The 13222-nt window shown below is 64.4% G+C and carries 15 protein-coding genes; 9 read left to right on the forward strand and 6 right to left on the reverse strand.

What is annotated here, in order from left to right; genetic code table 11:
• Together BMW89_RS03145 and BMW89_RS03150 are read left to right on the forward strand one after the other, a co-directional pair.
• Entirely contained in the window at positions 1 to 1233 is a 1233-nt protein-coding gene (locus tag BMW89_RS03145; RefSeq protein ID WP_092022582.1) for an acetyl-CoA C-acetyltransferase, read from the forward strand.
• A gap of 358 nt (positions 1234 to 1591) precedes the next feature.
• Positions 1592 to 1894 (forward strand): HU family DNA-binding protein, encoded by a 303-nt coding sequence (locus BMW89_RS03150; protein WP_092022584.1) that lies wholly within the window; start codon positions 1592 to 1594, stop codon positions 1892 to 1894.
• Positions 1895 to 1963: 69 nt separating this feature from the next.
• On the opposite strand, the gene BMW89_RS37720 is transcribed toward BMW89_RS03150, so the two are convergent.
• The 4 genes from BMW89_RS37720 to BMW89_RS03165 all read right to left on the reverse strand — a co-directional run bounded on the left by BMW89_RS37720 (position 1964) and on the right by BMW89_RS03165 (position 5665).
• Positions 1964 to 2119: a hypothetical protein gene (locus tag BMW89_RS37720; protein ID WP_177195788.1), complete on the reverse strand. Its 156-nt coding sequence runs from the start codon at positions 2117 to 2119 to the stop codon at positions 1964 to 1966.
• Positions 2120 to 2124: 5 nt separating this feature from the next.
• A complete protein-coding gene (gene lon / locus BMW89_RS03155; RefSeq protein ID WP_092022586.1) occupies positions 2125 to 4518 on the reverse strand; it encodes an endopeptidase La in 2394 nt (797 codons plus the stop codon).
• An 8-nt stretch (positions 4519 to 4526) separates the two neighbouring features.
• The gene (locus BMW89_RS03160) at positions 4527 to 4910 is read right to left on the reverse strand and encodes an Hsp20/alpha crystallin family protein (RefSeq protein WP_092022588.1); all 384 of its coding nucleotides are present in this window, start codon (positions 4908 to 4910) and stop codon (positions 4527 to 4529) included.
• Between the two features lie 185 nt (positions 4911 to 5095).
• A complete protein-coding gene (locus BMW89_RS03165; RefSeq protein WP_092022590.1) occupies positions 5096 to 5665 on the reverse strand; it encodes a YciE/YciF ferroxidase family protein in 570 nt (189 codons plus the stop codon).
• 153 nt (positions 5666 to 5818) lie between these two features.
• On the opposite strand from BMW89_RS03165, the gene BMW89_RS03170 reads away from it, so the two are divergent.
• The 3 genes from BMW89_RS03170 (at position 5819) to BMW89_RS03180 (ending at position 9080) form a co-directional block, all read left to right on the forward strand.
• Positions 5819 to 6445 carry a MarC family protein gene (locus BMW89_RS03170; RefSeq protein WP_092023359.1) on the forward strand — a complete coding sequence of 209 codons (627 nt, stop codon included), beginning with the start codon at positions 5819 to 5821 and terminating at the stop codon, positions 6443 to 6445.
• A 181-nt stretch (positions 6446 to 6626) separates the two neighbouring features.
• On the forward strand, positions 6627 to 7280 hold the full coding sequence (locus BMW89_RS03175; protein ID WP_177195789.1) for an L-fuculose-phosphate aldolase: 654 nt from the start codon (positions 6627 to 6629) through the stop codon (positions 7278 to 7280).
• A gap of 12 nt (positions 7281 to 7292) precedes the next feature.
• On the forward strand, positions 7293 to 9080 hold the full coding sequence (locus BMW89_RS03180; RefSeq protein WP_092022592.1) for a chloride channel protein: 1788 nt from the start codon (positions 7293 to 7295) through the stop codon (positions 9078 to 9080).
• A gap of 10 nt (positions 9081 to 9090) precedes the next feature.
• Here the strand turns inward: BMW89_RS03180 and BMW89_RS03185 are convergent, their stop codons facing one another.
• Positions 9091 to 9345, reverse strand: a complete 255-nt coding sequence (locus BMW89_RS03185; protein ID WP_092022593.1) for a DUF2798 domain-containing protein — start codon at positions 9343 to 9345, stop codon at positions 9091 to 9093.
• Positions 9346 to 9637: 292 nt separating this feature from the next.
• On the opposite strand from BMW89_RS03185, the gene BMW89_RS03190 reads away from it, so the two are divergent.
• Positions 9638 to 10060: a hypothetical protein gene (locus tag BMW89_RS03190; protein WP_092022595.1), complete on the forward strand. Its 423-nt coding sequence runs from the start codon at positions 9638 to 9640 to the stop codon at positions 10058 to 10060.
• A gap of 978 nt (positions 10061 to 11038) precedes the next feature.
• Here BMW89_RS03190 and BMW89_RS37725 read toward each other — a convergent pair.
• Entirely contained in the window at positions 11039 to 11257 is a 219-nt protein-coding gene (locus BMW89_RS37725; protein ID WP_177195790.1) for a hypothetical protein, read from the reverse strand.
• A gap of 243 nt (positions 11258 to 11500) precedes the next feature.
• Here BMW89_RS37725 and BMW89_RS03205 point away from each other — a divergent pair, with 243 nt between their 5' ends.
• The 3 genes from BMW89_RS03205 to puuE all read left to right on the forward strand — a co-directional run bounded on the left by BMW89_RS03205 (position 11501) and on the right by puuE (position 13220).
• The gene (locus BMW89_RS03205; protein ID WP_092023367.1) at positions 11501 to 11779 is read left to right on the forward strand and encodes a hypothetical protein; all 279 of its coding nucleotides are present in this window, start codon (positions 11501 to 11503) and stop codon (positions 11777 to 11779) included.
• A gap of 90 nt (positions 11780 to 11869) precedes the next feature.
• Positions 11870 to 12283, forward strand: coding sequence for a DUF3830 family protein (locus BMW89_RS03210; RefSeq protein WP_092022597.1), 414 nt, complete (start codon positions 11870 to 11872; stop codon positions 12281 to 12283).
• Position 12284: 1 nt separating this feature from the next.
• Positions 12285 to 13220 carry an allantoinase PuuE gene (gene puuE / locus BMW89_RS03215; RefSeq protein WP_092022599.1) on the forward strand — a complete coding sequence of 312 codons (936 nt, stop codon included), beginning with the start codon at positions 12285 to 12287 and terminating at the stop codon, positions 13218 to 13220.
• Positions 13221 to 13222: the final 2 nt, after the last annotated feature.

Below are 13222 nucleotides of genomic sequence, written 5' to 3' on the forward strand. Positions count from 1 at the left end.
ATGACCGATGCACTCATCATCGATGCATGCCGCACCCCGCGAGGCGTCGGCAAGGCCGGCAAGGGAGCACTCTCGGGCATTCATCCGCAGCAGCTCGGTGCCACCGTGCTGCGCGCGCTCGCCGATCGCACCGGCATCAACACCGCCGACGTCGACGACATCATCTGGGGTTGCAGCGCGCAGGTCGCAACGCAAAGCGGCGATCTCGGCCGCATGTCGGCACTCGATGCCGGCTACGACGTGCGCGCCAGCGCCGTGACGCTCGACCGCTTCTGCGGAAGCGGCATCACCAGCGTCAGCATGGCTGCAAACTCGATCATGGCGGGGTCGGAAGACCTCGTCATCGCCGGCGGCTGCGAGATGATGTCGATGGAGGGACGCCGCGGCGGCGGTCCGATGATGATGGACTCGGGCAATCTGCGCCTGCGCGCGCAGCATCCGCAATCGCATCAGGGCGTCTGCGCCGATGCGATCGCGACGATGGAAGGCATTACGCGAAGGGACGTCGATGCGCTTGGGCTGGAAAGCCAGAAGCGCGCTGCGCAGGCAATTGCCGGCGGCCACTTCAAGAAAAGCCTCGTGCCGGTGCATCGCGAAGACGGCAGCCTCGCGCTGGATCACGAAGAGTATCCGCGGCCGCAGACCACGATGGAAGGGCTGAGCGCGCTGAAGGCGGCGTTCCCCGCCATTGCCGACTATGCGCTGGACGACAAGGGCACGACCTATCGCGGCCTCATCCTGCAAAAGCATCCGGGCCTGAACATCGACTTCATGCACCATGCTGGCAACTCGTCCGGCGTCGTGGACGGCGCTGCCGCGATCATGCTGGCTTCGCCTGCTTACGCCAAGGCCCACGGCCTGAAGCCGCGCGCCCGCGTGGTGGCGATGGCCAACATGGGGGACTCGCCGACCCTGATGCTGAACGCGCCGGTGCCGGCGACCCGCAAGGTGCTGGCGAAGGCGGGGCTGACCGTCGACGACATCGATCTGTTCGAGATCAACGAGGCCTTCGCGGTCGTGGCGGAAAAATACATCCGCGATCTCAAGCTCGACCGCGCCAAGGTCAACGTCAATGGCGGCTCGATCGCGCTCGGTCATCCCATCGGCGCGACCGGCTCGATTCTGATCGGCACCGTGCTCGACGAGCTCGAACGGCGCGACCTCAAGCGCGGGCTCGTCACCATGTGCGCGGCAGGCGGCATGGCTCCGGCCATCATCATCGAGCGTATCTAGCGCGAGCGAAGCTCGTCGCGGCCCCGTAAAAACGGGGAGAGAGAGCACCCGCAATCGCGGCAATACGACGATCTAGCCCTATTTTTCAGGGTGAATCGCGCTCCCCCTCCAACAAATAGGCCGGTCGTCGCTTGTCGAAAGCCGCGAATCAGCTTTAGCAAGGCAGCGTGCGGGCCTTTGAAACAAGGCAAAAACCGCTGCCCGAGGCGCTTTCCACTCTGGAAATAGCTAAAAAGCAGGGGTTTTTGTCGCACGGGGCCAAAAAAGCCCGCAAAAACCGTGACAAAACTGTGCAGAAGGTTATAGGCCTTCGCCGGTTGGTCTAATATGCAGCCGTCAACGAATCAGAGGAGACACGATGGCCACCCAAATGTCGAAATCGCAGCTGATCGAAAAGATTGCGACCACCACCGAGCTGTCCAAGCGCGACGTCAAGAGCGTCATGGAGACGCTGACCGACGTCGGCCACAAGGAGCTCAAGAAGAACGGCCTGTTCCTGGTGCCGGGCTTCGCCAAGTTCGTGGTGATCAAGAAGCCCGCGACCAAGGCGCGCAAGGGCACCAACCCGTTCACGGGTGAAGAGATGATGTTCAAGGCCAAGCCGGCCCGGAAGATCGTCCGCGCCCGCCCGGTCAAGGCTGCCAAGGACGCTGTGGCCTGATAACGCAAAGGCCCCCTCGGAAGAGGGGGCCTTTTGTATCGAGCGCCGCAGGGGCTGATACGGAGGGGATCAGCCCCTGCGGCGTTTGACCCGGACCGGGATCGGCTGAAGCCGCGGCTCCGGTCCTGCGAGTGCATCACGCACCCGATCGATGGCACGATCGAGCAGCCGGCGCAGCCGCTGCGTTGTCCGCGATCGCTTTGCTTCTTCCAGCAGTTTCTTCATCGCATTCACTCCGCCGCTTCGACCTTCGCATCGACTTGGGCATCAGCCGGCTCGAGCGCTGCGGCGATGGCCTCGTCGACGCGCTCCAGCCAGATGAATTCGAGCTTGTCCCGCGCGCTCTTCGGGATGTCGTCATAGTCCCGCTTGTTGCGCGCCGGAAGCATCACCCGCTTCAATCCGGCGGCAGCCGCAGCCACCACCTTCTCCTTGATGCCGCCGACCGGCAGCACCAGGCCGCGCAGCGAGATCTCGCCGGTCATCGCCGTGTCGCTGCGCACCGTGCGGTTGGTGAGCAGCGACGTCAGCGCCGTGAACATCGCGACGCCGGCGCTCGGTCCGTCCTTCGGGGTTGCGCCCGCCGGAACGTGAACGTGGATGTCGCTCTTCTCGAACAGCGATTGATCGATGCCGAGCTGCGTCGCCTTGCTCTTCACCAGCGTCAGCGCCGCCTGCACGCTCTCGCGCATGACCTCGCCGAGCTGGCCGGTCAGGATCATGCCGCCCCGGCCTGATACGCGCGAGGCCTCGATGAACAGGATGTCGCCGCCAACAGGCGTCCAGGCAAGGCCGGTGGCCACGCCAGGAACACTGGTGCGCTGCGCGATCTCGCCCTCGAAGCGCGGCTGGCCGAGCACGGTACCGATGTCCTTTGGCGTCACCACGACCTTCGCAGCCGTACCCTCGGCAACCTGCACCGCGACATGCCGGAACAGCTTGCCGATCTCGCGCTCGAGGTTACGCACGCCGGCCTCGCGGGTGTAGCCCTTGACGACCAGCTTCAGCGCCTCCGGCTCGATCTCGGCCTGCTCGGCGGTCAAGCCGTTGGCCTCGAGCTGCCGCCGCACCAGATAGCGCTTCGCGATTTCCAGCTTCTCCTCCTCGGTGTAACCGGCAAGGCTGATCAGCTCCATGCGGTCCAGCAGCGGACCCGGAATCTGGTCCAGCATGTTGGCCGTCGCGATGAACACCACGCGCGAGAGGTCGAAGGGCACGGCCAGGTAATTGTCCCGGAACGTCCCGTTCTGCTCGGGGTCGAGCACCTCCAGCATCGCAGCGGAAGGATCGCCCTGCACGCCACGGCCCATCTTGTCGATCTCGTCCAGCATCATCACGCAGTTCCGCGTGCCGGCTTTCTTGATGCCCTGGATGATGTTGCCGGGCAGCGCGCCGATATAGGTGCGCCGGTGACCGCGGATCTCGGCCTCGTCATGCACGCCGCCGAGGCTGACGCGCACGAAGGGGCGATCCATCGCGCGTGCGATGGACTGACCGAGCGAGGTCTTGCCGACGCCGGGCGGGCCGACGAAGCACAGGATCGGGGCCTTGCCCTGCGGCGCCAGCTTGCGCACCGCCAGATATTCGATGATCCGGGTCTTGATCTTCTCCAGGCCGAAGTGATCAGCGTCGAGGATGCGACGCGCTTCCTTGATGTCGATCGGCTTCTCCGCGGGCAGCGCCCATGGCAGCTCGATCAGCCAGTCGAGATACGTGCGAACCATGCCGGCTTCGCCGGCGGCCTCCGGCATGCGCTCGTAGCGGCGCAGCTCCTTCCTGGCGTGCGCGTCCGCCTCCGGCGGCATCTTTGCCTGCGTGATCGCAGCCGTCAGCTCCGCGACCTCGGCCGCCTTGCCGTCGCCTTCACCGAGCTGGCGCTGAATGGTCGCCATCTGCTCGCGCAGGATCGCCTCGCGCTGCCGCTCGTCGAACGAGGCGCGGGTCTTCTGGCCGATCTCGTTGCTGATGCGCAGCACCTCCAGCCGTTCGGCCAGATGCTTCGACACCTTCTCAACGCGCAAGGTGAGGTCGATGGTCTCCAGAACCTCCTGCTTGTCCTGCGGCTTGATATCCATGAACGACGTCGCCAGATCGGCCAGTGCGCCGGGCGCGGTGGTGCTCTGGAACATCGCGACCAGCTCTTGCGGCGCCTGCGGCAGCAGCTCGGTCGCCTCGATCGCCTGGCGTTGCAAATTCAGCGCACGCGCCTCGATCTCGGGCGAGCTCGTGGCCGGCTCCGGAATCTGCTGGATCCGCGCGGCCGGGAACGGCGTCCCCGGCAGGAAGTCGAGGATGCGCGCGCGCTGCACACCCTGGCAGACGATGTGATGGGTGCCGTCGGGCGCGGTGATGTAGCGCACGATGTTGGCGATGGTCGCGACCCGGTAGAGGTCGTCCGGCCCGGGCTCCTCGGTCTCGGGGCTGCGTTGCAGGACGATGCCGATCGGCCGCTGCTCGCGCAGCGCCTGCTGCGCGGCGGCGATCGACTTCGGCCGCGCGATCGCGATCGGCCCGATGGCGCCGGGAAACAGCACCATGTCGCGCACGGGGATGATGATCAGCGCGTCTTCGGGGATCTTCACGTCGGGACTGGTCTGTGAATTATTCATTTGTTCGGTGGCCATGATCGATCTCAGGATTTGGCGAGGCGCAGTGCGACGCATCCGTCCATCACGAAACGGCTGATCGCGTAGCGGCCAAGGGGCAATGCAATGCGGCGCTCAAAACGCCCCTGCGGCAGCTCGAGCCGGTGAATGCGGGCGTTGCGAAGCTCCGGCGGAAGCGTGCGCTGACCGGAGATGACGAGCACGCCGTCATGGATGACAGTCTCGACATTGTCCGGATTGACGCCGGGAAGCGCGACCAGGATCAGGAGCTCATGCTCGGTCTCGAGCACGTCGATCGGCGGTTCCCAGCAGGCTTCCTGGCGGCCGAACTGCTGACGCAGCCGTTCGGCACGGGTCAGCTGGTCCAGCGCTTCGGACAGCATCCAGTCGAGGGGATTTTTGGGTTGCATGGCAAAACTCGGGGAAGGCGCTGCGGTTGGAAAAAGAGGATATGGGGATGGTTCCTCAAATTTCCAGCATCGCGCGTTTGAGCATGCCTGCCTCTCCAATCGGAAGAGGCCCTTGCAGTCAGACGCATCGACGCCGCGGAGATGTTCCGCGGCGTCGAAGGCAACAATTGGGCGTAGCGCGCCGATCAGGCGGCTTCGCGATACTCGGCTTCCGCTTCGAGGTTGATGACGGAGGTCGCGAGCTCGCTCAGCGCGTGATCGGTCGCTTCTTCCTCATCCAGCGTCGCCTGCAGCAGGCGTGCGGCCTCGGGCATGCCGAGCTCCTCGGCCCAGGTGCGCAGCGTGCCGTAGCGGGAGATCTCGTAGTGCTCGACGGCTTGGGCTGCTGCAAGCAGGCCGGCGTCGAGGGCAGGGGCGTTCTTGAAATCCTTCATGATCTCGGCGCCCTCGTCGGTGATGCCGTTGATGGCCTCGCACGGCTTGCCGCGCGCAGGCTTGTCCAGCATCTTGAAGATCTGCTCCAGACGTTTGACCTGGCCCTGCGTCTCGCGCAGATGCTTGTTGAAGGCCGCCGCGAGATCCTTCGAATGCGCTGCCTTGGCCATCTTCGGCAGCGTCTTGATGATCTTGTTCTCGGCGAAATAGATGTCCTTCAGCGTTTCCAGGAACAAATCGCTGAGCATCTTGGGCGCCTGACGCGGGCGGCGCGCTGCGGTCTTTTTCCTGTTCGCACGTTTCTTTGCTTTCTTAGCCATAAATCCTCTCCTCTTGAGGCGACACGGGAAGGCATGCCCTTCCTCAATCCTCGGGCGATAAAGACTCTTCGAAAGCAATTGTTCCTCGCGAAGGCGGGCGCGAGCCGCTATGGCTTGGCGCCTGAACCGCGCCCGCCCCGAGACGCCCAGCCCATGCTCGACTTCGCCCTGTCCGCCTTCGTCACGCTGCTGCTGGTGGTCGATCCCGTCGGCCTCGCGCCGGCCTTTCTGGCCGCGACCGGGGGCATGCCCGACACAATCAAGCGGACGGTCGCGCTGCGTGCGCCGCTGATCGCGGCCTCGATCCTGATCGTGATCGCGCTGGCCGGAAACTGGCTGCTGCGCCAGCTCGGGATCGGCATCCCCGCCTTCCAGATCGCCGGCGGGCTGCTGCTGTTCGGCGTCTCCTACCAGATGATTTTTGGTGACCGTCCGCATCGTGAGGCCCGGGAGGCCGACAAGGCGACCTCGGAGCATGCCTCCGATGTCGCCGTGTTTCCGCTGGCGATCCCCATGATGGCCGGGCCCGGCGCGATCGCGACCACGCTGCTGCTCTCGGGCGGTGCTGGCTACGGGGCCAGGCTTGCCATCATCATCGCGATCGTCGTCGCGGTCTGCTTGCTCTGTATGCTCTGCTTCGTCTCAGCCCACCTGATCGCGCGGACGCTGGGGCGCACCGGAAATGCGGTGCTGTCACGCGTCCTCGGCATGCTGCTCGCGGCCTATTCGGTGCAGTTCGTGATCAACGGGATTGTGGCCGTCCGGGCGAGCTTTTCGTAAGCCTGCGGCAATCTGCTAATTCATTGATTTTAGGTGATATTTCGTGGCTTGGCGGGGCCGCCGGCAAGACTGTCTCCAATCCCGGCCGCTTTCGCTTGCGCTGCCACATTGCTTTGACGTACTTCCGGTCTAACAAACGCCCATCGCCAAGAAATCGAGATGAAATCGAGATGAATTCGGGATGTCGGTGACAGCGGACGAGCTCGCCAAGAGACAGGCCATCATCGACGCCTGCCGCCGCATGAATGCGCTCGGCATCAACCAGGGCACCTCGGGCAATATCAGCGTCCGGCATGGGGACGGCCTGCTGGTTACGCCGACCAGCGTGCCCTATGAGGCCATGACGCCCGACCAAATCGTCTTCATGGCGATGGACGGCTCGCATGCGCCCCATCAGAAACCGTCCAGCGAGTGGCGCTTCCATCTGGACATCCTGAAGGCGCGCGATGACGTCAACGCCGTCGTCCATGCCCATCCGACCTATTGCACCATCCTGGCGATCATGGGCCTGGATATCCCGCCCGTGCACTACATGATCGCGGCAGCCGGCGGCGACAGCATCCGCTGCGCGCCCTATGCCACCTTCGGCACGGCGGAGCTGTCCGAGCACGCGTTGCGCGCGCTGGTCGGGCGGCATGCCTGCCTGCTTGACCATCACGGCATGATCGCGATCGGCAAGACGCTGGACAAGGCGATGTGGCTCGCCGTCGAGGTCGAGACGCTGGCGCGGCAGTATCACGGCTGCCTCCAGATCGGGACACCGCCGCTGCTCTCGAGCGCCGAGATCGAACGGGTCCGCCAGCGCATGGCCGGCTACGGCATGTCGGAAGGGTAGGGCGGGTAAACGGTGTTCGTGCGGATCAGACATATCACCGATCGCAAGGGATCGAACCGCGTCATGGTTCGGCTGCGCGCGCTGTTGCGCAGCAACGAGTTCTACCTGATCCCGCTCGCGCTCGTGATCGGCACGCTTGCCGGCGCCATCGTGACGCTGATGGCCGAGATCGCACAGATTGCCCATATGGTCATCTACGGCATTCCCATCGATGTCCGCCTCTCCGCCAACACACGCGTCAGTCCCTGGGCGGCGCTGCTCGCGCCCGCGCTCGGCGGTCTCGCGCTCGGCATCATGGAATGGTGGCGGCGGCGGCTGAAGATCTCGAACGCGGTCGACCCGATCGAGGCCAATGCCCTGCGCGGCGGCAATCTGTCGATGCGCGACAGCGTGGTGGTGTCGAGCCAGACGCTGATCTCGAACGGCTGCGGCGCCTCGGTCGGCCTCGAGGCCGGCTATACCCAGATCGGTTCCGGTATCGCCTCGCTGTTCGGCAAGTTCTTCAATCTGCGCCGCAACGATTTGCGCCTGATCGTCGGCTGCGGCGCCGCTGCCGCGATCGCAGCAGCATTCGGCGCGCCCATTACCGGCGCCTTCTACGCCTGCGAATTGATCGTCGGCGTCTATTCGGTCGGCAGCGCCGCGCCGATCCTGGCGGCGTCGCTCGCCGGCGCCCTGACGGCGCAATGGCTCGGCGGCGCGCCGTATTCTCTGGAGATACCGAAAGTCAGCGCCGTCGGCGTCGAGCAATATCTGGCGCTGATCGGGCTCGCGCTCGTCACCAGCGGCGTCGGCATCGCGGTGATGCGTTCATCCTCGATGTTCGAGCGCCTGTTCAAATGGCTGCCGGTCTGGCTGCGCCCGGTGATCGGCGGCCTCATCGTCGGCGGCTTTGCCATCGTCACGCCGCAGGTGCTCGCGGCCGGCCACGGCGCCATGGTGCTCGATCTCTTTCACGACATGACGATCGGCCTGATCGCGATCATCATTGCCTTGAAGGTGACGGCCTGCCTGATCTCGCTAGCTTCAGGTTTCCGTGGCGGCCTTTTCTTCGCCTCGCTGTTCGTCGGCAGCCTGATCGGAAAGTTCTTCTCCGCGGTGCTGCTGCTGATCAGCCCGGAATTCGTGATCGATCCGCTGGTGGCGATGCTGACGGGCATGGCGACGCTCGGCGTTGCGATCGTCGGCGGCCCGTTGACCATGTCGTTTCTCGTGCTTGAGATGACCCGCAATGTCGATGTCACCGCCGTGGTGCTCGCCGGCTGCATCGTCACCTCGATCTGCGTCCGCTTCATGTTCGGCCACTCCTTCTCGACCTGGCGCCTGCATCTGCGCGGCGAGACCATCCGCAGCGCCAACGACGTCGGCTGGCTGCGTAACCTGACCGTTGAGCGGCTGATGCGCTCCGATGTCGGCAAGGTGCCGTCGACGACGACGATCGCCGCAGTGCGCCGCGAATTCGCGCTGGGATCGCGGCCGGGCGTCGTCATCGTCAACAATGCCGACGAGTATGTCGGCCTCGTCCTGCTCCCCGACCTGTTCTCCGGCGATCTCGACACCATCGCCGACGACATCCAGGTGATCGAGCTCGCGCGCCTGACCGAGATCGTGCTGATCCCGGAGATGAACGTGAAGTCGGCGATGGCAGTGTTTGACGAGGCCGAAGCCGAAATGCTGGCGGTGGTCGATTCCACCGACAGCCGCAAGGTCGTCGGCTTCCTCACCGAGACCTTCGCCCGCCGCCGCTATGTCGAAGAGATCGACAAGGCGACGCGCGGGGTGTTGGGGGCGTTGACGTAGGCTTCGGCCGTCAGCCCGGTTGAGACGGAGCCGCGACGACGCAGGCCACGATCCGGCGGACCAGCGGCAGCATTATCAGCAGCGTAGGAAAGGCCACGAGCCATGACAGCGCCCAGGCGCCCGGCCAGGTCGCCAGGAACGCCGGCGTTGCGCCGAGGCTCCGAAGCGTGGAAATGACCGACACCACGGCCGTCATGAGGATGGACAGCACGAATGGCATCACGATCGGCGCATAGCGCGCCGGCAGTTTGCGAACCGCAATCATCTGATTTCTCTTGAGGAAAAGGACGCGTCAGTCACGGTGAACCTTGCAAAACGGCATCGATCCCGACGGCGTCGGTTGATGCGTTGGTTCACGTAAAACGCTTACGGCGACCGCAAAACGGCGCGGCTGTTCATTATCCGCTCAGGTTGAATGGAGCAAGCTGGATCAGCTCGTTCGGTTTACAATCGCTCAAGGCGTGGCAGATTGCCGCGATCATGAAACCATTTCAGTGGTTTGCGCATTACATATTGTTTGCATATCTCTTTTTGGGCGAGAACAGAGGAAGGTCGAAATGAGTGTTGGACCAATGATTTCCGCAGTCAGCCGCAACACGCTGGTGGCCGCGTTCGCAAGCCTCGCCCTGGTCGCGGCGTCCGCATCGCCGTCTGCCGCGGCTTCGTCCGGGACGCCCGCCAAGGCGTCCGTGGCTGGCCAGGCTACATCCGGCGCCACTGACTTCAGCGCCGCCAAACGCCGCTATTATCGCCGCGGACCGAACGGCGCAGCCCTGGCCATCATGGGCGCGGCGACCGGCCTCGCCATCGGCGCCATCGCTGAAAGCCGGCGCCGCGACTATTACGAGAACCAATACTACTATGATCGTGGTTCGGGCTATTATGGTGGCAACGGGTATTACGGCGGCGGCTACCGGCAGCCCTATTACGGCGGCGGAGGCTATCGCGATCCGCGCGTCTACGGTGACCCGCGCTATTGATGAGTTGCCGTAGCCCGGATGGAGCGAAGCGTAATCCGGGCCACGGGTCCCGCTTTGCCCGACGGGCAAAACACCCGCGAGGCCGTCAATCCGCCCGCTCAAAAATATTCCACTTTACCGAAATTCTGATTTGTCGTATGTGTCGCCCATCCCGGCTTGATCTTGAGGGGCGATCTCGTGTCGTGACTATCGAGAGCCGGGTTGCGGTGGACGCGGCAGCGTTCGGGTGCGAGAGGCGTGGGCAGGGCGGATTGCTCTCCGTGAGCCCGGGGCTTCGCGCCGACGAGCGGCGCTGCCAGGCTTCGTCTCGTCTGTAAGTTTCCGGCTCCGTCGACAGGGCTGGGAAAACTGCGGCGAAAAGGCGGGCCGTGCGTACGGCAAAACCGTGTGGTCCTGGCCGTCGTTGCTACGGTCAAGCCTTCGTGGATGCGGCATTCGCGTCAACCGGCGCGATGCCGGTGAATTCCACGGGGGGAGGGAGGCCAAAACGAACTCGGCTCCCGGGAGAGCACGGCATAAGCCGTCCAACCACTGCGCAGGGAAGGCCGTGTGTTGGGCTTCACCTGTATGCTGCTGTGCGGTTTCCTTCACTAAATTCGCACAGTAGACCGCGGGTGCCGCCGGCACCCGGCCTTCCCTGCGCCCTCTTGGCTTGAGAGGGGCGAGAGATGAAGCAAAGCTCGGGCGAATTGCGCCGCGAGGACGCGAAGGCGTGTCTGCGAGTTTAATGTGCGAATTGGAAGAGCGAGGCTGCTGCCTCATACTCCGTCATTGCAAGCGCAGCGAGGCAATCCAGAATCCCTCCGCGGAAAGATTCTGGATTGCTTCGTCGCAAGGGCTCCTCGCAATGACAGCGCGGAGAGAACGAGCGTCACATCCGCTCTCGTGCCCCGGACGCAGGGCAGCAACGTTTGCGCGCTGCAGCGCGTCCGGGACACGCGCGGGGTGTCGAAGCAGTTGCGCTCTATAACTGCGACATCACCGTCCCGCGGGTGCCGACATCGCACCGTTGGCGTAGCGCGACCAGTCGGGCGTGGTCGGCTGCGACGGCCAGACCGCGGCGTTGGAATCGCGCACCGACTGGGTGATCGGCGCAGGCGGTGCCTTGCGGGTGTGGTGGCGGTCGCTTGCCGCGGCGGTCTGGATGGTCGCGGCGGCGATCAAGGTGGCGCCGAGAATGACAAAAATCTTTTGCATCGCTGTTTCTCCCGTGACGACACTTCGGCTGTGAGACATGTTGTCGTCGTTGCGGCAGACATGGCGATGTGGCCTGCCGAATATCAGCAGCGCTGGCTTCACGATCGGAAGCGCGGCCATCACGTTGGAGCGAGCAAATTTTTTGGTCCCGGCTAAATATTCGGCAGCCGCCCCTGTGGCCCCGATGGACTTGCCCGCCGCAATCCGGTTCAATGGGGCGAATTGGGGTTCAAGGCGACAACGATGTCGAAATATCTGCTGGTTCTTCTCCTGATCGCCTCGCCGGCGGCTGCGCAGGTCAAGCCGACTGCGAAGAGTTCGGCGGCGCATCCGGACCCCTGCGCCCCGATCGGACGGACCGCGGACGGCAAGCTGGTCTATTCCATGAAGTGCGAGAACCTGCCGGCGCCGCCCGCGCCGCCGCCGCAGGCGGAACTGAAGGAAGCACCCGCACCGGCCGCCGAGGCGGAGCCGGAAGCGCGGCGGAGCGGCATTTTCGGCTGGTCCTACGACCGCAGGTGACGGCTCGCGCCCCTTGCGCGATCCTGTCTGGAATGCTCTTTGCTTGAAAATTCCACGGGGGGCCTTTCGCCCTCGATCCAGAGAGATGAGATGAGCAAACTCGTTATCCGCGCCGGCGATTTCACCTTCGATGCCCGCTTCGAGGAGCAGGCGGCGCCCAAGACCGTCGCAGCGTTCCGTAAGGCGCTGCCGTTCGAAAGCCACATCATCCACGTGCGCTGGAGCGGCGAAGCGGTCTGGATGCCGCTCGGCGATCTCGATTTCGGCGTCGGCTACGAGAACCACACCAGCTATCCCGCGCCCGGCCAGATCATCCTCTATCCCGGCGGCATTAGCGAGACCGAGATCCTGATGGCCTATGGTGGCGTGAGCTTCGCCAGCAAGATGGGCCAGCTCGCCGGCAACCACTTCATCACCGTGACCTCGGGCCTGGAGAATCTCGCGACCCTCGGCAAGAGCGTGCTGTGGAAGGGCGCTCTCCCGATCCGCTTCGAGGAAGTCTGAGTTGCCAGACGCCCGCTACCCGCGCGATCTCCGCGGTTACGGCCGTAACCCGCCGCATCCGCACTGGCCTGGCAACGCGCAGGTCGCGGTGCAGTTCGTCGTCAATTTCGAGGAGGGCGGCGAGAACAACATTTTGCACGGCGATCGCGCCTCCGAAGCGTTCCTGTCCGACGTGCTCGGCGCGCAGCCGTGGCCGGGCCAGCGCCACGCCAATATCGAATCGATGTTCGAATATGGCTCGCGTGCCGGCTTCTGGCGGCTGTGGCGGATGTTCAGCGAGCGGAAGTGGCCAACGACCGTGTTCGGCGTTGCCACCGCGCTGAAGCGCAACCCGGAAATCGTCACTGCGATGAAGGAGTCGGGCTGGGATATCGCGAGCCACAGCCTGAAATGGATCGAGCACAAGGACATGACCGAAGCGCAGGAGCGCGCCGAAATCGCCGAGTCCATTCGCGTCCATACCGAGGCCACGGGATCGCGGCCGCTCGGCTGGTACACCGGGCGCTCTTCGATCAACACCAACCGTCTGCTGATGGAGGAGGGCGGCTTCCTCTATCTCTGCGATTCCTATGCCGACGATCTGCCCTATTGGGTCAAGGGCGCGAGCGGCAAGCAGCTCGTCATTCCCTACACGCTCGATGCCAACGACATGCGCTTCATCAATCCGCAGGGTTTTGCCGAAGGTGAGCAATTTTTCACTTATCTGAAAGACGCCTTCGACGTGCTCTATGCCGAAGGCGAGACCGCGCCGAAGATGATGTCGGTGGGGCTACACTGCCGTATCGCCGGCCGGCCCGGCCGCGCCGCGGGGCTGATCCGCTTCCTCGACTATATCGGCAAGCACGAGCGCGTCTGGGTGCCGACGCGGTTGCAGATCGCCCAGCATTGGCACGACAAGCATGCGGGTCTCGCGGCCGATGCGTTCGAGATCGGATAGAG

It is taken from the genome of Bradyrhizobium sp. OK095, from assembly GCF_900109945.1.
Classification (GTDB): Bacteria; Pseudomonadota; Alphaproteobacteria; order Rhizobiales; family Xanthobacteraceae; genus Bradyrhizobium.